Annotated in this window: 19 protein-coding genes and 1 other RNA gene; 9 read left to right on the top strand and 11 right to left on the bottom strand. The window is 64.5% G+C overall.

The window, feature by feature from the left end; translation table 11 throughout:
- Window positions 1–248 precede the first annotated feature (248 nt).
- Window positions 249–1,439: a hypothetical protein gene (locus HUN39_RS12565; RefSeq protein ID WP_175094844.1), complete on the top strand. Its 1,191-nt coding sequence runs from the start codon at window positions 249–251 to the stop codon at window positions 1,437–1,439.
- A gap of 164 nt (window positions 1,440–1,603) precedes the next feature.
- Here HUN39_RS12565 and HUN39_RS12560 read toward each other — a convergent pair whose 3' ends face one another.
- The 3 genes from HUN39_RS12560 to hemN all read right to left on the bottom strand — a co-directional run bounded on the left by HUN39_RS12560 (window position 1,604) and on the right by hemN (window position 4,530).
- Window positions 1,604–2,698, bottom strand: a complete 1,095-nt coding sequence (locus HUN39_RS12560; RefSeq protein WP_175094843.1) for an ATP-dependent DNA helicase — start codon at window positions 2,696–2,698, stop codon at window positions 1,604–1,606.
- A 71-nt stretch (window positions 2,699–2,769) separates the two neighbouring features.
- A complete protein-coding gene (locus HUN39_RS12555; protein ID WP_175094842.1) occupies window positions 2,770–3,159 on the bottom strand; it encodes a hypothetical protein in 390 nt (129 codons plus the stop codon).
- A 24-nt stretch (window positions 3,160–3,183) separates the two neighbouring features.
- The gene (gene hemN / locus HUN39_RS12550) at window positions 3,184–4,530 is read right to left on the bottom strand and encodes an oxygen-independent coproporphyrinogen III oxidase (protein ID WP_175094841.1); all 1,347 of its coding nucleotides are present in this window, start codon (window positions 4,528–4,530) and stop codon (window positions 3,184–3,186) included.
- A gap of 174 nt (window positions 4,531–4,704) precedes the next feature.
- On the opposite strand from hemN, the gene HUN39_RS12545 reads away from it, so the two are divergent.
- Window positions 4,705–5,091 carry an AprI/Inh family metalloprotease inhibitor gene (locus tag HUN39_RS12545; RefSeq protein ID WP_175094840.1) on the top strand — a complete coding sequence of 129 codons (387 nt, stop codon included), beginning with the start codon at window positions 4,705–4,707 and terminating at the stop codon, window positions 5,089–5,091.
- A gap of 130 nt (window positions 5,092–5,221) precedes the next feature.
- Here HUN39_RS12545 and HUN39_RS12540 read toward each other — a convergent pair whose 3' ends face one another.
- A complete protein-coding gene (locus HUN39_RS12540; protein WP_175094839.1) occupies window positions 5,222–5,557 on the bottom strand; it encodes a hypothetical protein in 336 nt (111 codons plus the stop codon).
- 567 nt (window positions 5,558–6,124) lie between these two features.
- On the opposite strand from HUN39_RS12540, the gene HUN39_RS12535 reads away from it, so the two are divergent.
- Window positions 6,125–6,601: an integration host factor subunit alpha gene (locus HUN39_RS12535; RefSeq protein ID WP_175094838.1), complete on the top strand. Its 477-nt coding sequence runs from the start codon at window positions 6,125–6,127 to the stop codon at window positions 6,599–6,601.
- An 88-nt stretch (window positions 6,602–6,689) separates the two neighbouring features.
- On the opposite strand, the gene HUN39_RS12530 is transcribed toward HUN39_RS12535, so the two are convergent.
- Entirely contained in the window at window positions 6,690–8,219 is a 1,530-nt protein-coding gene (locus HUN39_RS12530; protein WP_332310757.1) for an acyl-CoA synthetase, read from the bottom strand.
- A gap of 136 nt (window positions 8,220–8,355) precedes the next feature.
- Window positions 8,356–9,300 carry a helix-turn-helix domain-containing protein gene (locus HUN39_RS12525; protein ID WP_175094836.1) on the bottom strand — a complete coding sequence of 315 codons (945 nt, stop codon included), beginning with the start codon at window positions 9,298–9,300 and terminating at the stop codon, window positions 8,356–8,358.
- Between the two features lie 128 nt (window positions 9,301–9,428).
- Here HUN39_RS12525 and HUN39_RS12520 point away from each other — a divergent pair, with 128 nt between their 5' ends.
- Window positions 9,429–9,884, top strand: coding sequence for a hypothetical protein (locus tag HUN39_RS12520; protein ID WP_175094835.1), 456 nt, complete (start codon window positions 9,429–9,431; stop codon window positions 9,882–9,884).
- Window positions 9,885–9,931: 47 nt separating this feature from the next.
- Here HUN39_RS12520 and HUN39_RS12515 read toward each other — a convergent pair whose 3' ends face one another.
- Window positions 9,932–10,864 carry a ribose-phosphate pyrophosphokinase gene (locus tag HUN39_RS12515; protein ID WP_175094883.1) on the bottom strand — a complete coding sequence of 311 codons (933 nt, stop codon included), beginning with the start codon at window positions 10,862–10,864 and terminating at the stop codon, window positions 9,932–9,934.
- A gap of 250 nt (window positions 10,865–11,114) precedes the next feature.
- On the opposite strand from HUN39_RS12515, the gene mnmA reads away from it, so the two are divergent.
- The 4 genes from mnmA (at window position 11,115) to HUN39_RS12495 (ending at window position 13,901) form a co-directional block, all read left to right on the top strand.
- On the top strand, window positions 11,115–12,344 hold the full coding sequence (gene mnmA / locus HUN39_RS12510) for a tRNA 2-thiouridine(34) synthase MnmA (protein WP_175094834.1): 1,230 nt from the start codon (window positions 11,115–11,117) through the stop codon (window positions 12,342–12,344).
- The gene (locus HUN39_RS12505; RefSeq protein ID WP_175094833.1) at window positions 12,341–13,063 is read left to right on the top strand and encodes a class I SAM-dependent methyltransferase; all 723 of its coding nucleotides are present in this window, start codon (window positions 12,341–12,343) and stop codon (window positions 13,061–13,063) included. The genes mnmA and HUN39_RS12505 overlap by 4 nt, the downstream gene beginning before the upstream one ends.
- Before the next feature lie 54 nt (window positions 13,064–13,117).
- A non-coding RNA gene (gene ssrS / locus HUN39_RS12500) (6S RNA) lies at window positions 13,118–13,272 on the top strand.
- A gap of 26 nt (window positions 13,273–13,298) precedes the next feature.
- Complete coding sequence (locus HUN39_RS12495; RefSeq protein ID WP_175094832.1) at window positions 13,299–13,901, top strand: 5-formyltetrahydrofolate cyclo-ligase; 603 nt, start codon at window positions 13,299–13,301, stop codon at window positions 13,899–13,901.
- Window positions 13,902–13,978: 77 nt separating this feature from the next.
- On the opposite strand, the gene HUN39_RS12490 is transcribed toward HUN39_RS12495, so the two are convergent.
- From HUN39_RS12490 to HUN39_RS12475, 4 genes are all read right to left on the bottom strand, one after another.
- A complete protein-coding gene (locus HUN39_RS12490; protein WP_175094831.1) occupies window positions 13,979–14,938 on the bottom strand; it encodes a LysM peptidoglycan-binding domain-containing protein in 960 nt (319 codons plus the stop codon).
- 88 nt (window positions 14,939–15,026) lie between these two features.
- Window positions 15,027–16,049 (bottom strand): nicotinate-nucleotide--dimethylbenzimidazole phosphoribosyltransferase, encoded by a 1,023-nt coding sequence (gene cobT, locus HUN39_RS12485; protein ID WP_175094882.1) that lies wholly within the window; start codon window positions 16,047–16,049, stop codon window positions 15,027–15,029.
- Between the two features lie 154 nt (window positions 16,050–16,203).
- Window positions 16,204–17,646, bottom strand: coding sequence for a cryptochrome/photolyase family protein (locus HUN39_RS12480; RefSeq protein WP_175094881.1), 1,443 nt, complete (start codon window positions 17,644–17,646; stop codon window positions 16,204–16,206).
- A gap of 146 nt (window positions 17,647–17,792) precedes the next feature.
- Window positions 17,793–19,259 (bottom strand): amino acid permease, encoded by a 1,467-nt coding sequence (locus tag HUN39_RS12475; protein WP_232366072.1) that lies wholly within the window; start codon window positions 19,257–19,259, stop codon window positions 17,793–17,795.
- A gap of 271 nt (window positions 19,260–19,530) precedes the next feature.
- Between HUN39_RS12475 and HUN39_RS12470 the strand changes: the two genes are divergently transcribed.
- Window positions 19,531–19,764 (top strand): hypothetical protein, encoded by a 234-nt coding sequence (locus HUN39_RS12470; RefSeq protein ID WP_175094830.1) that lies wholly within the window; start codon window positions 19,531–19,533, stop codon window positions 19,762–19,764.
- Window positions 19,765–19,841: the final 77 nt, after the last annotated feature.

The raw sequence follows: 19,841 nt of genomic DNA, 5'->3' as shown, positions 1-19,841 counted from the left end.
TCATGCTCGAGGTCTTATCCATGCTCACAGCGTGTGCAGGCGCGCGCATGAAGCAAGCGAACGAAGCAAGAATGAGCGCTGAAGCGATCATTGCGCCAGGGAGTGCGTGATCTCCATTTGGCGACACTTCGAGTGAACTGAGGCGCATATGCGATCATGACGCGCGGACGCCGGGAAATCCCCGAGTTTTCTTGGACTCCGGCGGCGTCAGGATTGACGCCAAAAGCCGGAAGTGCTCTTAACCGAACATGGCAGACTACCATTCTCTGATCGCGAGAGCGGTCGCCGCTCTGCCGCAGTCCACGCCGGACACGCGCCAAGCGGTCTATGAACGCGCCCGCAAGGCGTTGTTCAATCAGTTGCGCGGCATCCAGCCGCCGGTCGCGGACGCCGACATCGCCGCCGAAGGCCGCGCGCTCGAAGACGCGATCCAGCAAGTCGAAACAGAGCGCGCTGCAAACGACGCGCAAGCGACACGGGCTCGCGATGGGATGTCTGCGCCGCAGCGCAAGCCACATCCGATCAGCACGGCCAAACCCCTCGAGCGCGCGCCGAGTGATGGCGCAGAATCGACTAGGCGCGATGCGCCTCACTCCTCCATCGCGGGCGAAGACGATGTTCCGCTGCGCGAATCACAGAGGCCGCCAGCGCCGCTGCCGCCGGCGCCGAGGCCGCAGCGTTCGAAGCGTCTCATTCTTTCCGTCGCCGGCGTCGTCGTGGCGCTCGTGGCGGTCGTCGGAACGCTCGCCTGGCAGCTTCGCGAGCAGCCCGAGGATTTGGCTAAGCTGAAACCGGAGGAGTCGCCCTCCAGCGAACCAGAAAGCGGCAAGATCAACGATCGCGTCGGACGCGAAAGGGAGCCGGTCAAAGCGCCGACGCCGCGCAGCCCCGCCGTGCCGGTGGCGCAAAAGGCGGAGATGTGGGTCGGCTCGCTCGCCGAGCCCACAAAAGTCGATAAAATCTACAATGGCTCCGCCGTCTGGCGCCTTGAGAACGTCGGTGGGCCCGGCGAACCCGTCGGATCGGCCATCCGCGGCGACATCGACGTCCCCGACGCGAAGCTGAAGATGACTCTGCTGTTTCGCAAGAACACCGACGCCACCCTTTCGGCCTCGCACACCATCAACGTGTCGTTCACGGTGGCGCCGGGCAGTCCCATCGGCGGCGTCAAGGCCATCGGCCCCATCCAGATGCGCCGCTCCGATGCACAGTCGGGAGAAAAAGTCGCCGGCATTCCCGTGCCCATCACCGAGAACAATTTCCTCATCGGCCTGATGCGCGGCGACCATGAGGCGCGCAACATTCTCCTGTTGCGGTCGCTCGCGGCGATCGACCTGCCGATGCAGCTCACCGACGGCCGCGCGGCGACGATCAACATGGAAAAAGGCCCCTCTGGCGAGCGCGTCTTCGCTGACGCCATCGACGCCTGGGGAAAATAAATCCCAGCTTCGCTGCAACGGCCATGACGACAGCGGGCCTCGTTCTAGAGCGCTTATCGATCACATGGAATCATGTGATCGATAAGGAATCGCTCAAAATCAAAATGGTGGAGCAGGTTCTCATCGAAAAAGTCTGTCAACTTTTTCGGAACCTGCTCTAAGCGTCACATGACGAGCGTCAGTCTCTTCGCGGCGCGCGTCACGCCCGTGTAGAGCCACCGCGCCCGATGTTCGCGGAAGGCGAAGGACTCATCGAAAAGCGTCACGTCGTCCCATTGCGACCCCTGCGCCTTGTGGACGGTGAGCGCATAACCGAAATCGAACTCGTCCGAGTCCTTGCGAAGCGCATAAGGAATGTCGCTTTCCGCGCCGAACAGTTGCGGAACGACCGCCACGCGCTGAAATTTGGCGGCTTCGCCATCTTCCGGCGTCACTAGCATTCTCACCTTGCCGCGGCGCAGGGCTCCGGCGCTCTTTACCGTGAACAGCGCGCCGTTCAGAAGTCCCTTCTTGCGATTGTTGCGCAAGCAGACGAGCTTTTCGCCGGACTGCGGCAACTCGCCCGTAAAGCCGCGCAGCTGGCGAAGGCGTCCATTATAGGCGCGCCGCGTTTTGTTCAGGCCGACGAGCACCTGATCGGCGCCGGTCACGAGCGCGGGATCGAGCGCGTCACGGCTGATGACGCGCGTATCGCCGAAGACGCCGCGTTCGACGCCCTCGCCTGCGCGGATCGCCATTGACAGGCGGATGATCGGATTGTCCGCCGCCTGCCGATGCACTTCTTTCAGCATCACGTCAGGTTCGGCGTCGGTGAAGAAGCCGCCGCCTTTCACCGGCGGCAATTGCGCCGGATCGCCGAGCACCAGCACCTTCTTGCCGAAGGACAGAAGATCGCGGCCGAGCTCCTCGTCGACCATCGAGCATTCATCGACCACGATGAGTTTCGCATGCGCCGCGGCGCTGTCGTCGTTGAGAACGAAGGACGGCTCTTCGGTCTCAGTGTCGGTCGCGCGATAGATGAGGCTATGAATCGTGCGCGCGTCCTTGCAGCCCTTGGAGCGCATGACGAGCGCCGCCTTGCCGGTGAAGGCCGCGAAGGCGACATCGCCGTCGACATGTTCGGCGAGATGACGCGCGAGCGTCGATTTGCCCGTTCCGGCGTATCCGAACAGCCGAAACACCTGCCGCGCGCCAGGCGTTTCAAGCCAGCGCGCGACGGCGGTCAGCGCTTGATCCTGTTCGGGCGTCCAGATGGGCATGGCTACGTGTCGAATCCAGGCGTCACGATGGCGGAGGCGACGCCGGCGAACAAGCGCCATTATCACTCTTGTCAGGCGCTGAAGCCCGCGATCAACAGCGCGCCGCCGAGCGCGAAGGACACGAGCGCAAACACGGGATAGCGCTTTTCATATGCCATTCGGGCGAAAATGTCGCGCACCGTCTGCGGCGGCAGAAAGAGCGTCAGGAAACCGCTGATCAGCGTAATCCAGCCGACAAGCGAGACGAGCGCCGCGACCATGTCGCTCCAAATGTCGTGGCCGATCACGATGGCGAGACCGATCGCGAGGCGTATCATGCCGACGAAGGCGATGGCGACGGGCTCGCGTGAAACGCTCTCGATCATCTGCAGCGCCACGTCCTTGCGCACGAGCATCCAGGCGGACATGATCAGAGCATAAGCCCCGATCAGCTTTGCGAGAAAAAGCGTAAGCGGCGTCATGAACGCCTCCTTGCCGAATCGCCTTCACACCACCGAGGAATGGCGGGCTGGCGCTGACTGCAGGTAGGCGTCAAAGGCGGCTGCGACAAGGCGAACGAAGGGCTTTCCACGTTCGGTGACCGCGAGTCGTCGGCCCTGTACGTCGATGACGCCGTCGTCCGCAAGTGCGTCGAGAGAGGCCTGTGCAGCGTCGAAGGCGTCTTCCGCATAACCATGACGCGCAGCCACCGCGCCGTAGTCAACATCGAAATCGCACATGAGGCGTTCGATCAGATCGGAGCGGGCGATATCCTCGCGCGTGAACGCGACGCCGCGCGTCGTCGCAAAACGCCCCGACTCGACCGCGCGTCGCCATCCCGCGAGATCGGTGGCGTTTCCGACATAGCCCTCCGGAAGACGCCCGATGGACGAAACGCCAAACGGCAGCAGCGCGTCGGCGGCGTCGATCGTGTAGCCTTGAAAATTGCGGCGCATGCGCCTTTCGCGCGCGGCGATCGCCAGCGGGTCCTCGGGACGCGCAAAATGATCGAGTCCGATCGCCTCGAATCCCGCGCCTTCAAGGGTCGCCCGCACCGCCGCCGCCTGCGCCAGACGCTCGCCGGCGCCCGGCAGCGCCGCGGCGTCGATCAGCTTCTGGTGCGACTTGAACCAGGGCACATGCGCATAGCCGAAGACCGCGAGCCTCTGCGGTGCGAGCGACGCCGCAAGCGAGGCGGTGTGCTGGGCGTCTTCGACGCTCTGCTTGGGCAGGCCATACATCAGATCGAGATTGATCGCGGCAATCCCAGCCTCGCGCAGCAATTTCACGGCGCGCGCCACCGTTTCATAGGGCTGTATGCGGCCGGACGCCTCCTGCACGTGCGCGTTGAGGTCCTGCACGCCGAGCGAGGACCGCGTGACTCCGGCGCCGGCAAGCGCCTCGACGAGATCGGCGTCAAGAATGCGCGGATCGAGTTCGATCGCGTGTTCCGTTTCGGCGGAAAGATCGAAATGATCGCGCAGAACTGCAACGATCGCACTGAAACGCGCAGGGCCGAGAATGCTCGGGGTGCCGCCGCCCCAATGGATGCTGGCGACGCGACGCGCGCGCGTCGCTTCCGCGGTCAGCACGATTTCGCGCTTGAGCGTCCGCGTATAAGCCTCAAGCGGAGCGTCCTGGCGCACCGCCTTCGTGTGGCAGCCGCAATAGGCGCAGATTGCGGTGCAAAACGGAACGTGGAAATAGAGCGAGAGCGACGAGGAAGGATCGAGGTTCGCGAGCCACGCACGCGCGTCGTCGTCGCCGATCGACTTGGAGAAATGCGGCGCCGTGGGATAGCTCGTGTAGCGCGGCGCGGATCTTTCGGCCAAGGCCAGGGACGCTGGGTCCATCCTACTGACTCCCTCGTCGCCGCGCGGCGCCGCTCAAATTGATAGCGCGCCTCGGCCTGGCGCGCAAAAGCCACGACCTGCCGCACTTTGACGCGGGCGCGTGCGAATCGGCTGGACGCAGGCCGGGAAAAAGGCAAAGTGAGGCAATTTCACGAGGGTGGGAGCATAGCGCAAATGGCGATATTTTCTGAGCGACGACTGCAATGGTTGGGATTCTGCCTTGTCGCCGCTGCGAGCGTCTCGGCGCCGCTCGCATATGCCGCCGGTTCGACGGATGCCTCTGGCCGCTACTCGATTCTTCGCGAGGGAGACAAGGATACGGGCTGCATGCTGACGCTCGACGCGCGCACGCGCGGCCGCGCCGGCCTGAAGGCGCAGCTTGCGCCGGCCTGCCGGGACAATGGCGTGGTGATTTTTGATCCGGTCGGCTGGGGGCTCGACCGGGGGCGTCTCGTGCTCACCGCCCGCAAGGGCCATAAGGCGCATTTTGACAAGGGCGCTGACGGCGTTTGGCGGCGCGACGACAAGGAAGGCAAGGCGCTCGGCCTTCGCCCCCTCTAGCAACCCTTAGCTCTTCATCAGTGAGAGACTTCTGCGAAAGAAGCCTCCCGGATTTCTCCGGGAGGCTCTCCGCCGTCGCCGCGCGAGAGGGGCGGGGTGCCGGCGACGGATCGTGTGGCGCGGTCGTCGGCTAATCGCAAACTCGTACCCGGCGATAGTCGACGATCTCGCCCCACTGCCCAAGAACCGGCTCCTGGAGGAAATGGCATTCTCCATAGCCGTAATAGGCGTCGGCGTGATCTGACCAGGAGCCGCGATAAGGCTCCGGCGCAAACCAGGCTTCGCGACCGTCATCATAGGGATCGTAGCCATGACCAAAGCTCTCGCTTTGACCCCGGCCATGACCAAAGCCTCCGCCTTGATAGGGAGCATGGCTTTCAGAGGAGTCGTCGCTCAGATCCTGCGCGACGACAGGGGAAGCTGCGAGCGCCAGGATGACAGCGAGGACGAAAGGCTGGCGCGACATGCTTGGTGGCTCCGGTCACTGGGGGAGAGCGGGCGTCGGGGAGAACAGTTCGTCAAGCTCGCCTGCCCAATACGCACAATCTGACGCACGTTAGCTGAACCGCACATGGCCGCGTCGTTCATCCGACAGTCAGCTTTGCAGTGGGGCTGCTGAGTTCTGCTGACGTCTGAGGCCACCGCGCCAAGGCGTATCATTTTGGTCCAGGCCGATCATTTCTTGCCTGCGCTGTCTCAAGATGGAACGCTTTTCTGCGTCTCGGCGCCGGCGTCAACATCCAGTTGTCCACGAAATCGCTGTGCATGCGGCGTCCCGCGAAGGTGCGGCTCAAGCGCCGCGCGTTAGCACGCAATCTGCAGAATAACGAAGATATTGCGCCCAGTTGCGTCAAATTGGAACGTGCGGCGGCTTCTTGTCGATGACTGAGATGCGCATTGAAAAGAGAGTCAATCGGCGATGTGCCTGCCGCACTTCTGAGCAATCAGGTTCCGACGCAAGTGGAGCGCAATCCCTCGGCCAAGCGGAAAGGCAAACCCCGCTTGCGGCCCAAAAATGGGGATTAGAGCGCTGATGTCGATCGCGAATCCAAAAGAGATGCTGAAGCCCTTCGTCGCGCGCGCCAATGGCGACGAAGTCGAACATGAATCGGCATCGCATGAAGACGGCGCGCGCGGCACCCTCACGCGCGAGGACATTGCCCTGGCGATCCATCGCCGGCTTGAAGGCATGTCCCGCCGCGAAGCCAAGCGCCTGACCGACCTGGTGATCGAGGAAATGGCGGCGACTCTGGCGTCCGGCGAGTCGCTCAAGCTTCACGACTTCGGCTCGTTCATCGTGCGCACGAAACGCGAGCGCGCGGGCCGCAATCCGCGCACCGGCGCGCCGGTGCCGATCGAAGCGCGGCGAGTCATTACGTTCAAGGCGTCTCCCAATATGAAAGCGGTCATTAATGGCGAAGTTGCCTTGACGAAGGTCAAGAAGCGCGCCCGTGGCCGCCTCGCGCCGCAGAACGGCGGCGCCGAAGTCGTGAGAATCTTCGCACCTTGAATTTCCGGTAGTCCGCGCTCCTCCCTGTGAGCGGACGTGGGCCCGATCGTTCGCCGCTCGCCCCGGCGAACCTTCGGGCCCTCTCTATTTACGGCAAGGCCGCGCGGTTGAGCTTGCCATTGGCGTTGCGTGGCAGCGCATCGAGGAACATGACCGCGCGCGGACATTTGTAGGCGGCAAGATGCGCGCGGCAGTATTCGAGAATGGCCGTCTCGTGCCGCGCCGCGCCGTCGCGCATCACCACATAGGCCTTGATGATCGTCGCGGTTGCGTCGCGCCCTGGCCGTTCCGCCGCCGCCGCTTCGACGACGCCGTTGATCTCGAGCAGCCTTTTCTCAACTTCCGCGGGCGAGACCCGGTAGCCTCCCGCATTCATGACCTCATCGACGCGGCCGTGGCGCCACATGTAGCCGTCGGTGTCGAATTCGACGATGTCGCCCGAGACGAACCACTCGCCGCGAAACGACTCGCGCTCCTCTTCTTCACGGTTCCAATAACCGAGCATCATGCCCGGATCGTCCCGGCGCACGGCGAGGAGGCCGGTTTCGCCTGGCCGAAGCGGAGTCTCGCCGCCCTCTTGCGGCAGCGCCGCGACCGCCCTGCCCGGCTGCGGCCTGCCGGGCGAGTCGGGACGCACCGGCGCCGTCGGCCCACTGGAGACGAAGGTCGAAATCTCGCTCATGCCGAAGGCTTCGTAAATCTCTTTGCCCGTACGGCCGCGCCAATCGGCGAGCAGGCTCGACGGCAACGCCGCGCCGGCCGAGAGCGCATGGCGCAGGCTCGATAGATTAGCGGTCTCCGGCGCGCCATATTTAAGGATCTGCCGAAAGACGCCTGGCACGGCGGCGAAGATCGTCGCGCGATACGTTTCGATGAGACGCGGCCATGCGGCGGGATCTGGATGTCCATTGTAGAGCACCGCGCTGGCCCCGGCCGACAGCGGATCGATGACGCCGACGCCAAGCGTATAGGTCCAGTTGATGGCGCCGGCGTGCAACATCACGTCGCCGGGGCCAAGCCCCGTCCAATGCTCCCGCATCGGCCTCCGGCCCCAAGCGGCGCGATGCGCATGCAATACGCCTTTCGGCCGGCTCGTCGTGCCGGAGGTGTAAACGAGATAAGCGGGATCGTCGGCGGCGGTGTCGACATAGTCCGGGATGGGCGCGCTCTCGGCGAGCCGCGCCAGATCGGCGCCGCGCAAGACGTGGAAGTCTCCGCTATGCGGCTCGTTCTCGAACGATGCGCCCAACGCCAGCGCGGACGCGCCGCAGTCGCGCGCCATGAACTCGGCTTCCTCGAAAGTGAGCTGAGAGGACGCGAGCAGCGCCACATAGCCGGCGGCGATTGACGCGAAATAGGCAAGCGCCGCATTCGCTTCGTTGCCCATGCGGATCATCACGCGCGCGCCCGCCGGAAGGCCGAGCGACTGCAAACCGGCGGCGAGACGCCGCACTTTCAGATCGAGTTCAGCGTGGGTCCAGCGCTGCGCGCCGGCGTCGCCGACGACGGTGAGCGCCGTGACGTCGGGCCGCAGCCGCGCATTTTCGGCGAGGCAATAGCGCGCGAGATTGAAGCGCGGCGGAACGGGTTCGCGAGCGGAACAAGTCTTCGAAGGCACGCCGTCTTCTCGCATTTGCGGGCGTTCAGGCGCAAGGCCGACGCGCGCATACGCAGCGCGTCCCGACAAAACGGTCGCAACACATCCGTTCAGAAAGTCCGGCTGGGCACGCCCAAATAGCGCCTGATCGAGCCGGCTATTCGGCCTGCATCCGCATACTGCGCGCGGATTGTCCAAACCGCCGGCGAAACGCCCGGCTGAAGTGGGAAAAATCGCTGAAGCCCCAGCGAAAGGCGATCTCACCAATCGGGGCGTGCGCTCGGGCGTTGAGGTCGGCGCGACAATGATCGAGACGCCTCGACCAAACATAGCGCATCAGCGATACACCCTCAGCTTCGAAGAGCGCGTTGAGATAGCGGATTGAAAGCCCCAGCGCCTGGGCCGTCATGGTCGGATCAAGCCGGGGATCGCCCAAGCGGCCTTCGATGAAGCGCTTCACCCGTCGCAGCGTGGCGTCGCGACTGCGGGCGGTCGCGGGAATTTGTTGCGAATCGGCAACGGAAAGGGCGATGAGGTCGGCGCAATGGTCCGTCGCCGCCGCGAAGGACTCATCCGTGAGTACGGCGGCATGCGCGGCGATAGAACGGATATGCGCGGCGGCGATCGCGCCAAGTCCGCGCGCGCCGGCGATCGGTGCGGCCAATCGACGGTCCATATCGGGCAAACGCGTTCGCATGGCGGCGCGCGGCAGAGATACGATCAGTTTCGAGAATGAGCCAGGACAATAGATTTTGTGCGGCCGGGTGGCGTCGTAGATCGTCATGTCGCCAGGACGCAACGCCGCTCGGCGCTCGCCTTGCTCAAGAAAATATTCGCCCGAGAGCAGCACAACGGCGAGATACACGTCCTGACTGTCGGGCAGCGAAGGCCGCTTCGGTCTTTCGATGAGGATGGCGTTTGAGCGGATCGCCGAGAGTCGCACGTCAATTTCGCCATATATCGTCATTTCATTGAACAGCGGCTGCGTCGGCAGGGCGCAAGCGTCTGCGCGGGCGTATTCACGTCCGATCACCTCACAGAGCCACTCACGGCGCCGGGCATGCGGCACGCCTTCGGTCGAAAGGAATTGCGCTTTCGTCATCGAATCCCTCCTCACGCCCGGCAGATCCATTTCAGACAAGTTTTTCAGCCGCCTCGGTCAAGCATTGATTCGATCAATGTTGCATATCCGCCCCGCGGCGAACCGCCGAAATCGGCAGGAATGTCAAAATGAGTCAAAACGCGCGATCAGTCCAAGAAAACAACATTATTTTGCTAAGAGGCGCCGCCCTTTGGGTGCTCGTTGCGCTCGTTCTGGCCTGGTGTCTGGTGGCGCTCAAGATGGAAGCGCCGCTCATGTCGGCGATCTTTCCCGGGAAATTCTCGCGCGTCTTGCAGGCCCATATCGACTTCCTGCTGATGAGCGCGCTCCTGCTCGGCTTCTACGGAACGCGAGTTCCTTTCGCCTGGCCCGTGCGCTGGGCAATGGTCGTGGGCGCATTCACCAATTCGAGCCTGTTCATCTTGCAGGCGGCGTTTCCAATCCTCGACGGCCCGCCGGCGGAAGGCTGGGGTCCGAACGTGTTCAGGCTCTATCTCATGGCGAGCATCGTAACGACCAGCTTCGGTTTCGCCGGCGCCTGCCTCACCGTCCTGCGTGCGAGCTTCCGCTCGGAGCCTTATTGACTTGATCGGCAGAGAAAGCCGCCGCGTGGCATATCCTCACGGAAGGCCTAATCGAACAGGCTTGAGACGCTTTCCTCCCGCGCCGTGCGGGCGATCGCCTCGCCGATCAGATGGCCGATCGGAATGACGCGAATGTTGGGGGCGGCTTCGACCGCGGCCGTCGCGCGGATCGTGTCGGTGACGACAAGCTGCTTCAGCTTCGAGTTGGCGATGCGCTCCGCCGCCGCGCCCGACAGCACGCCATGGGTGATGAAGGCGTAGACCGAGCCGGCGCCCGCCGCCAGCAGGGCTTCGGCGGCGTTGCACAGCGTTCCGCCCGAATCGACGATGTCGTCGATGAGGATGCAGTTGTGGCCGCTCACGTCGCCGATGATGTTCATGACCTCGGAGTCGCCGGCGCGCTCGCGGCGCTTGTCGACGATGGCGAGCGGCGCGTCGATGCGCTTCGCCAGCGCCCGCGCGCGCACCACGCCGCCGACGTCCGGCGACACAACCATGACATTCTTGAGTTCAAGGTGCGACTTGATGTCCGCCACGATGACCGGCGCGGCGAAGAGATTATCCGTTGGAATGTCGAAGAAGCCCTGAACCTGGCCGGCGTGCAGATCCACGGTCAGGACGCGGTCCGCGCCCGCCCGCGTGATCAGATTGCTGACAAGCTTGGCCGAGATCGGCGTGCGCGGCCCCTGTTTGCGGTCCTGGCGGGCGTAGCCGAAATAGGGAATGACCGCCGTGATGCGACGCGCTGAGGCGCGGCGCAGCGCGTCGACCATGATCAGGAGCTCCATCAGATGGTCGTTGGCCGGCGCGGACGTGGACTGGATCACGAACGTGTCCTGCCCGCGCACATTCTCCAGGATTTCGACCCAGATTTCCTGGTCGGCGAAGCGGCGAACCTGGGCGCGACAGAGCGGAACGCCAAGGTGGGCGGCGATCGCCTCCGCGAGCGGCCTGTTGGAGTTGCCCGCCAGGAGTTTCATCGCCGCCATTTAGATCCATCCCCGCGCCCTAAACGCCGCGGCGTCATAGCAGCGATGGCGGCTGCGAACAATATGACGCCGGGATGGCGGCTTTCTCTGTCGAAAAATATCGACAGGATTGCCTCTTGGACGGGTAATGCTCTAAATGGTGACAGCGGCCTCACCGATGCGCGGCGGGCCGGGGCGCTTGATTTTTGCGCCTTCATCCACTCGCCCCACTTTCCGTAGTAGACAGGCGTCGCTTCCGTAAATGACGAATAGCGTATCGGATCATGCGCCGCAGCCTTCCTCGCCGCGCGAGACGCGGGTCGTCGTCGCCATGTCCGGCGGCGTCGACTCGAGCGTCGTCGCCGCTCTGCTGAAGGAGCAAGGCTACGACGTCGTGGGCGTCACGATGCAGCTTTATGATCACGGCGAAGCCACGCACCGCAAGGGCGCCTGCTGCGCCGGGCGCGACATTCACGATGCGCGAAATGTCGCGGCGCGACTCGGCATTCCGCACTTCGTTCTCGATTACGAGAGCAAGTTTCGCGAGAAGGTGATTGACGAATTCGCCGCGAGCTACGCCAGCGGCGAGACTCCCGTGCCTTGCATCGCCTGCAACCAGTTCATCAAATTCGCCGATCTCATGGAGACGGCGAAGGACCTCGGCGCGCACGCGCTCGCGACGGGCCATTACATTTCCGCCCGCGACGACGGACGCGGCGGCCGTGCGCTCTACCGCGCCAAGGATGCGGCGCGCGACCAGAGCTATTTCCTGTTCGCGACGACGCGCGAGCAGCTGCGGATGCTGCGCTTTCCGCTCGGCGACTATGCCAAGGCCGAAGTTCGCGACATGGCCCGCCGCTTCGGACTCGAGGTCGCCGACAAGCCGGACAGCCAGGACATCTGCTTCGTGCCGACCGGGCGCTACACCGACATCGTCGAAAAGCTTGCGCCTGCGTCGGTGGTGCCCGGCGAGATCGTGCATCTCGACGGCCGTGTCCTGGGGCGACACGCCGGCGTCATCCACTACACCATCGGACAGCGCCGCGGCCTAGGGCTGGGCGCAAAAGTCGCCGGCCGCGACGCGGAGCCGCTTTACGTTCTGCGCCTTGACGCCGAGAAGGCTCAGGTCGTGGTCGGCCCCCGCGAGGCTCTGGAGACTCGCGCCGTACAGCTACGCGACGTGAATTGGATTGGGGAGGGCGCGCTCTCTTCCCTCCCGCCCGAGGGCATCGACATTATGGCGCGCGTGCGCTCGACGCGGCCGCCTGTTCCGGCGCGGGTGATCGCGGGCCGGGACGGCGTGCTGGTGGTCTTCGCGGCGAGCGAATTCGGCGTCTCGCCTGGGCAGGCGTGCGTCTTCTACGATGCCGACGAAAATGAAGCGCGCGTGCTCGGCGGCGGATTTATCACCGCGATCGAGCCCGCAGCGATGACGATGTCATCAAAGGCGCCGCCGCTGCGCGCCGAAGAAGTGCGAAGGGCGCCTCGATGAGCGAAGCCAGGAATTTTTTGCGCGAAGTCGAAACGCTCGATAACTGCAATGTCGAGGCCGCTTATGCCCGCTGGGCGCCGATCTACGATTTGACCTTTGCGACGCTGCTGAAGCCCGGCCGCCGCGCCGCCGCCGCCGCAGCCTCGAAGGCGCAGGGACCGATCCTCGATGTCGGCGTCGGCACGGGACTCGAACTGCCGATGTTTGCGGCCAATACGCAGGTCATTGGCGTCGATCTGTCGGAGCCGATGCTGCGCCGCGCCGCGCAGCGCGTGCGCCGCGAGCGCCTCTCCCATGTCGCCGGCCTCGTGAAGATGGACGCGACGCGAATGGCGTTCTCGGACGCGAGTTTCGCTTGCGTTGTCGCGCCTTACGTCCTGACGGTCGTGCCGGAGCCGCAAGCCATGCTCGACGAACTCGCGCGCGTGCTTCGGCCGGGCGGCGAGATCGTGCTCGTCAATCATGTGAGCGGCAAGGACGACGCGATTGCGCTGTTCGAGGCGTGGCTCGACCGCCATATGGCTCCCAAGCTCGGCTGGCGTCCGCAGTTTCCCTGGTCGATCATCGGCGACTGGATCGACCAGAACCCGCAAATGAAGCTCATCGAGCGCCGCCCGCTCGCGCCCTTCGGTCTGTTTACGCTGACGCGGATCGAGCGTCTCCCGGTGGAGAGAAAAGAACGCGAAAAATCCGCGCCATTGGAGTTAGCGCTCGCCTAGCGAATCTCTCAGACGCCACTGGCGCCCGGCCGCGCGCGGCGCTACATTCATCAGGCGGCGCTGCGGGGTGCGTGCAGGACTATTATTCCCCGGGGCCTTATCGATCCTTATGGGAGCTGTCCCTGGCCTCGCCCGTGGGCTTGGTCATATGGCGCCCACCTACGTTGTAGGTTCCCGGGATCGATGTCCCACGGCTCTTGTGGCCCGCACTCTCCTTCCCTGTTATTCCTCTCGCATGAGCGATTTGAAAGCCGAGCTGCGGCGCCGTTCGCTGGCGCGCCGCGATCTCATCACGCCGCACGAAGCGCATGAGGCGGCCGCGTCCGTCGCGCGCCGGGGCGTCGCGCTGGTCGCCGGCTTTGCGCGCGATGCGAAACTGAGCGCGCCGCCTGTCGTTTCCGTCTATTGGCCGATCCGCAGCGAGTTGAACACGCGCCCGCTCATCGATGCGCTCGCCGCCGAAGGTTACCGCGTGACCTTGCCGGTCATGCACAAGGTGCGTCAGCCTTTAGTCTTTCGCGCCTTCGCGCCTGGCGACGACCTCGTCAAAGGGCCGTTCGGCCTGTCCGAACCGTCGGACGACAAGTCTGCATATGACCCCGATATTGTGTTTTCGCCGCTCGCCGCCTTCGATCGGCGCGGTTTTCGGCTGGGCTATGGCGGCGGCATCTATGACGCCACGCTCTCTACCCTTCGCGCCAAAAAGCCGGTCGTCGCCGTCGGCGTCGCATATTCCTGGCAGGAAGCCGACCATGTGCCGATCGAACCGCATGACCAGCGGCTCGACGCCGTCATGACCGAACAGGAGACGCTGCGGTTCGCAACCGCGGTCGCCTAGGACGCCGGTCACATCTCGTCAAAATACAGACGTCTCGGCGGTTCGACAGGAGCCGCCGAGAATTGGGCGTTCGCACATCACCGCGCCGGCGCCGGCGGCAGGTTGACGAGCTGACCAGCACGCAGCCTTTTCGACTTCAGGTCGGGATTGAGCTCGGCGATCGCGCGCCATTTGCTTGTTGCGCCGTAGAGTCGCCTGGCGATGGATTTAAACGTGTCCCCCGTGCGGGCTGTATAAATTCCCGGGTCCTTCGCCGCGGTCGTCGGGGGCTCGACGGGCGCATGGCCAGCAGAGGCCTGCGGGGCTTCCGCCGCCGCACTTTCTCGGCGCTCTGTCTTCGGCTCTTCATTGGTCTCAGACGGATTGACCTCTGAAGCGGGTTCCTCGCTGGTTGTCGTCTCGCCGCTCGCAGCGGTCTCTTCGGTCTGCGCCTCCTGCTGCTGCGCAGAATCTGACTCCGAACCGATATGCGCCGCTTGCGGCCCAGCGACGAGCAGAAAGGCGATGGCGATCGCCGCGGCCGCCAGTGAGGCTTCTGCGAAACCACGACGGCGCAGGGGCGGGAACAGCGGCGGCCGCGCGCGATCGCTCGCTCCCGGGGACTCTGCCGGCTCCTGCGCCTCGCGGCCGCGCAGCCAGACGAGCGCCTCGAATATGAAATACAGGAACAGCGCCGCCGTCACCGGCGGCTTTCGAAACGAATCCGGCGCAAACATGTATGCGACGACGCCGAGCTGGATCAGCGCCGAAAGCCAGGGCAGCCCGATCGCGCCGAGCGTCATACGGCGACGCGCCGCGATGCCCGCCGCGAGAAGGAAAAGCGCGAGGTAGACCCAAAGCAGCGCACTTTGTCGGTCGAACGTCCAGCCGAAGGCGGTCGCGCCCAATAGACAAAACAGTCCCAGTGCGGCGGCGGCATAGGCCGCGTGAAGCAGCCGCTGCGGACCCAGTATCCGATTGAGATGAAAGGGCAGCGCCGCCGCAAGCGCCGCCATCAAGATCACGGCAGCGTAGGCGGATGTAAGATTGGAGTTCATGCAACCGCGCTCCTCAGGGGTCGGTTTTGACTTCAATGCGCTCCGGACGTGACAGTTTCTTGAGAGCAAGCCGCCGGCCATCCATGAATCATTCCGATTTTTCCGATACGCCCGCGCTCTCAAAAGTCGCCATATCCCTATGACACGCGAGCGCGGCTTTGATCAGGCCAATGGCGAGCGCCGCGCCCGAGCCCTCGCCAAGCCGCATGTCGAGATCGAGCAGCGGGCGCATTCCAAGCCGCGTCAGAACGTCGCGATGCGCGCCCTCCGCAGAGACGTGGCCCGCTGAGCAATGCGCGATCGACTCGGGCGCGATCGCGTGGAGCAGCGCGGCGGCGGCGCAGGCGACATAGCCGTCAAGCACCACGGGAATGCGGTTGAGACGCGCGGCGGCGATCGCGCCCATCATCGCCGCGATTTCCCGCCCGCCGAGCCGGCGCAAGATTTCTAAAGGATCGGCGAGATGTGGCGCATGCAGCGTCAGCGCGGCGTCGATCGCGGCGTTCTTGCGCGAAAGCCCGGCGTCGTCGACGCCCGTGCCGCGTCCGGTCCAGCGCGAGGCGGGCCCGCCGTAAAGCGCCGCATAGATCGCCGCAGCGCTCGTCGTATTGCCGATGCCCATCTCGCCAGGGGCGAGGAGATCAATATCGCCCTGGATCGCCTCCATCCCATAGGCGAAGGTCGCCGCCGCTTCGCGCTCGTCCATGGCCGGCGCCACAGTAAAGTCGGCGGTCGGCCGTTCGAGCGCCAGCTCATAGACCTTCAGGCCGACGCCATAGGACTTGCAGATCTGATTGATCGCGGCGCCGCCAGTGAGAAAATTCGCCACCATCTGCTGCGTGACGCTCGCCGGGAAAGCCGAAACGCCCTGCGCCACGACGCCGTGATTGGCGGCGAAAACCGCGACGAGCGGGCGCTCGATCGCGGGCTCCGCCCTGCCCTGCCAGGCGGCGAGCCATTCGACGATCTCTTCGAGACGACCAAGCGCGCCGGGCGGCTTGGTGAGCCGGCCGTCGCGCGCGCGGACCGCCTCCGCGGCTTGCAGATCGGGGTCGGGCAGAGCCGCCAACAGGATACGAATTTCTTCGAAGGGATGAATGGCGTGAGACATGCCGCCGGCTTTACCGGGTCGCGGCGACATTGGCGAGCGCTCGCGTCATTCTGGCGCAGCGAAGCCATTTAGCCGTCATTGCGAGCGAAGCGAAGCAATCCTGATATCGCGTCTCCTGGATTGCTTCGTCGGCTTCGCCCCCCTCGCAATGCCGCTATGCGGGTCGCAACGACGCCTGGCTCCGCATCCGCTCGAAAGCGGCGAGCGCGCGCTCGCGGGCTTCGGCGTGATCGACGATCGGATGGGGATAGGTGACGCCAAGCACTACGCCGGCCGCGCGCAAGACGTCCTCCGGAGCCGCCCACGGACGATGGATGTAGCGGGCGTCGAGCGCCGCGAGCTCCGGCACGTAACGGCGCACATAGGCGCCGTCCGGATCGAATTTTTCACCCTGAAGCGCGGGATTGAAGATGCGGAAGTAAGGCGCGGCGTCCGCCCCGCAGCCCGCCACCCACTGCCAATTGGCGCTGTTGTTGGCGAGATCGGCGTCGACCAGCGTGTCCCAAAACCAGCGCTCTCCCTTCCGCCAGTCGATGAGCAGGTGCTTGATCAGGAAGCTCGCCGAAACCAGACGGGCGCGATTGTGCATCCAGCCCGTGATCCACAATTCGCGCATCGCCGCGTCGACGAGCGGATAGCCGGTCTGACCGTTCCGCCAGGCGTCGAGCGACGTCTCGTCGTCGCGATAGGGAAAGCGCTCGAAAGTCGTATCCAAAGGGCGGTCTGGCAGGTCCCAGTTGGAGATCAGCAAGTGATGGCAGAACTCCCGCCAGCCAAGTTCCCTCAGATAGGCTTCGCCGCCGATGCTCCCAGGCTCGCTGATCGCGTGCCAGACTTCGCGCGGCGACAATTCGCCAAAGTGCAGATGCGGGGAAAGCCTGGAAACGCCGACGCGGCCCATGAAGTCGCGTTCGACCTTGTAGTCGCCGACATGGTGGCGCGCGAAGTCTGCAAGCTCGGCGCGCGCCGCCGTCTCGCCGACGAGCCAGACCTTGCGCATGCCGATCGCCCAATCGGGGTTCTGTGGCAGCAGCCGCCATGCGTCGAGATCGTCGCTGTCGGGCGGAAGCGGCGCGGCGTGCAGGATTTCGGGCGCCGGAAGGGGCCGCTCCGGCGGCGGCGCGGCGAGGCAGGCCCGCCAAAAAGGCGTGAACAACCGGAAATTCTCGCCCTGTTTGGTGCGAAGCTTCTCCGGCTCGAAGAGTACAGAATCATGGAAACAATGAGTTTCTACGGCATCCTCGCGCAGCTGCGCCTCGAGTTCCGCATCTCGCCGGATCGCCCAAGGCTCGTAAAGCTTGTTCCAAAAGACGGCGTCGGCGCCGGTTTCGGCGACAATCTGCTCGAAGACGTAATGAGCGCGCCCCCGGCGCAGGGTCAGCGACACGCCCCTGCCGTCGAGGCTCTGGGACAGCGCCCTCAGAGAATGGTGCAGCCACCAACGCGCCGCGGCGCCGGTCCGCCATTCTCCGGGGCTTTCATCGTCCAGGATGTAAAGGGCGACGAGCGGCGCTCCCGTTCGGGCAGCCGCCAAAAGCGCCGGATTGTCAGAGATGCGCAAATCATTGCGAAACCAGACGATCGCCGGCGCATTCATATCGCGAGAACCCCGATTGACGTTCCGAAAGGTCACGCCCGATCGCTCCGCTGCGACGAAGGATCGGGACTAAGTCGTAACCTCGCCGGCGGCCAAGGGTTCCCCCATCCGCGCTTTCATACCGTCAATACAGTCGCGCCAGCCGCCTAATGAAGGCGTTTGGCGTGCTTGAGGCCATAAAAGAGGTAGATTGCGACCCCGATGACGGTCCAGATCAGCAGCCGCAGCCAAGTGTCGAGCGGAAGCGCGACCATCAAAGCGAAACAGGACAAAATGCCGGCGACCGGCAACCATGGGATCCCCGGCGCGCGGAACGGGCGGCGGAGTTCCGGGTGCATTCGACGCAGGCGCAGCACCGCCAAGCAAACGAGCGCGAAAGCCGCCAGCGTCCCGATGCTCACCATTTCGCCGAGAATATCGAGCGGCAACAGACCCGCCGCGAGCGCCACGACCACGCCGACGAGGATCTGGCTTACGGCGGGCGTGCGCCATGCCGGGTGAAGCCTCGCAAAGATCGGGGGCAGCAGGCCATCATGCGCCATGGCGAAGAAAATGCGCGTCTGTCCGTAGAGCAGCACCAGAATCGCCGTCGTCAGTCCGGCCAGCGCGCCGAGCTTCACCGCCCAGGCGAGCCACGAGACGCCGGTGCGATCCATGACCAGCGCCATCGGGTCCGGAACGCCCAGCTCCTTGTAGTTGACGACGCCGGTCGCCACCGCCGCAACGGCCACGTAGAGTATCGTGCAGATGATGAGCGAGCCGACGATGCCGATCGGCACGTCCCGCTGTGGATTATGCGCCTCCTGCGCCGCGGTCGAGACGGAGTCGAATCCTATATAGGCGAAGAACACCACCGAAGCGCCGCGCACGACGCCGCTCCAGCCGTAAGTTCCGAACTCGCCCGTGTTCTCCGGAATGAGCGGCGACCAATTGGCATGATCGATATGCGCAGCGCCAAATACGATCACCATCAGCACGACAGTGACCTTGATGGCGACGATGACGTTATTGAACAGCGTCGACTCGGACGTGCCGCGCACGAGCAGCGCGGTCAGCAAAAGAACGATTCCGGCGGCGGGAACATTGAACAACCCATGCACGGCGCCGGGCGGCGCCCCATGCGCGGTCGGATCGGCAAAAAAGGCCGTCGTCAGTTCAGGCGGCACATGTATGCCAAGCCCTTCCATGACGCGATTGAAATAGCCGCCCCAGCCGACCGCGACCGTGGCCGCGCCGGCGGCATATTCGAGCACCAGATTCCAGCCGATGATCCAAGCGAAAATCTCGCCGAGCGTCACATATGTGTATGTGTAGGTGCTCCCCGAGACGGGAATAAGCGACGCAAGCTCCGCGTAGCAGAGCGCGACGAAGGCGCATGCGAGCCCCGACAGTATGAAGGAGATCATGACGCCGGGCCCGGCGTAATTCGCCGCCGCCGTGCCGGTCAGCACGAAAATGCCGGCGCCGATGATTCCGCCGACTCCAAGCGACATCAACGACGCCCAGCCAAGCGCGCGCTTGAGGCCATCTCCGTCCGCGGCGGCATCGTGATCGGCGATGATCTTGAGGACGGACTTGCGGTTCAGATAGCTCTTGCTGGCGCCTTGGAACAAGCGTCACCTCTTCGAATTCGCGACGTGGCGAGCGCGCCGCGCCTTCGGCGGCGCCGATTATCAGCGCGACGCCAAAACATACAAGCGGAAAGACTGCCGGAAGCGGCGCGCGATCGCGTCGCGCGTCAATTAGCGTTCCAGATCCGTGATATCGCGCTCGTGGACGCACGCGGCGCGGTCCCTCCGGCTTGCCTTGCAGCTGCCTTTGCTATAGCAAAACGTGAGCGCGGCGTTGGCCGCCTGTTAACGGGTCGAGCTCGAGAATGAGGCCATGAGCAAGAAGCCCATCAATTATCTGCATCTGTCAACGCTCGTCGCCGTGGCGGTCTTGGTCGGCACCGAGCTTGTCGGCGCGTCCTGGGCCGCCGGCTGGGCGCTGGGCGGCCTTTTTCAGCTTGATCCGCTCATCAGCCGCTCGCTCGAAATTATATTCTCCCTCGCGGGGCTGATCGGACTCTATTTCTTCATGCGGACCGCGATCCGCAATGAGCCGATTCGCGGCTGAATAAAGGGTCTCGCGCCCTCATGTCTCGCGCCCCACGAATGACTCGCGGCGGACGCAGGCCCAAGCGCACATCTCCC

The sequence above is a fragment of the Methylocystis silviterrae genome (assembly GCF_013350005.1).
Classification (GTDB): domain Bacteria; phylum Pseudomonadota; class Alphaproteobacteria; order Rhizobiales; family Beijerinckiaceae; genus Methylocystis; species Methylocystis silviterrae.
Note: the sequence above shows the minus strand (reverse complement) of the source record. Positions and strands in the feature narration are given on the sequence as shown.

Coding starts and splice junctions, on each gene's coding strand:
- HUN39_RS12565 (WP_175094844.1), top strand. CDS start 249: ATGGCAGACTACCATTCTCTGATCGCGAGAGCGGTCGCCGCTCTGCCG.
- HUN39_RS12560 (WP_175094843.1), bottom strand. CDS start 2,698: ATGCCCATCTGGACGCCCGAACAGGATCAAGCGCTGACCGCCGTCGCG.
- HUN39_RS12555 (WP_175094842.1), bottom strand. CDS start 3,159: ATGACGCCGCTTACGCTTTTTCTCGCAAAGCTGATCGGGGCTTATGCT.
- hemN (WP_175094841.1), bottom strand. CDS start 4,530: ATGGACCCAGCGTCCCTGGCCTTGGCCGAAAGATCCGCGCCGCGCTAC.
- HUN39_RS12545 (WP_175094840.1), top strand. CDS start 4,705: ATGGCGATATTTTCTGAGCGACGACTGCAATGGTTGGGATTCTGCCTT.
- HUN39_RS12540 (WP_175094839.1), bottom strand. CDS start 5,557: ATGTCGCGCCAGCCTTTCGTCCTCGCTGTCATCCTGGCGCTCGCAGCT.
- HUN39_RS12535 (WP_175094838.1), top strand. CDS start 6,125: ATGTCGATCGCGAATCCAAAAGAGATGCTGAAGCCCTTCGTCGCGCGC.
- HUN39_RS12525 (WP_175094836.1), bottom strand. CDS start 9,300: ATGACGAAAGCGCAATTCCTTTCGACCGAAGGCGTGCCGCATGCCCGG.
- HUN39_RS12520 (WP_175094835.1), top strand. CDS start 9,429: ATGAGTCAAAACGCGCGATCAGTCCAAGAAAACAACATTATTTTGCTA.
- HUN39_RS12515 (WP_175094883.1), bottom strand. CDS start 10,864: ATGAAACTCCTGGCGGGCAACTCCAACAGGCCGCTCGCGGAGGCGATC.
- mnmA (WP_175094834.1), top strand. CDS start 11,115: ATGACGAATAGCGTATCGGATCATGCGCCGCAGCCTTCCTCGCCGCGC.
- HUN39_RS12505 (WP_175094833.1), top strand. CDS start 12,341: ATGAGCGAAGCCAGGAATTTTTTGCGCGAAGTCGAAACGCTCGATAAC.
- HUN39_RS12495 (WP_175094832.1), top strand. CDS start 13,299: ATGAGCGATTTGAAAGCCGAGCTGCGGCGCCGTTCGCTGGCGCGCCGC.
- HUN39_RS12490 (WP_175094831.1), bottom strand. CDS start 14,938: ATGAACTCCAATCTTACATCCGCCTACGCTGCCGTGATCTTGATGGCG.
- cobT (WP_175094882.1), bottom strand. CDS start 16,049: ATGTCTCACGCCATTCATCCCTTCGAAGAAATTCGTATCCTGTTGGCG.
- HUN39_RS12480 (WP_175094881.1), bottom strand. CDS start 17,646: ATGAATGCGCCGGCGATCGTCTGGTTTCGCAATGATTTGCGCATCTCT.
- HUN39_RS12470 (WP_175094830.1), top strand. CDS start 19,531: ATGAGCAAGAAGCCCATCAATTATCTGCATCTGTCAACGCTCGTCGCC.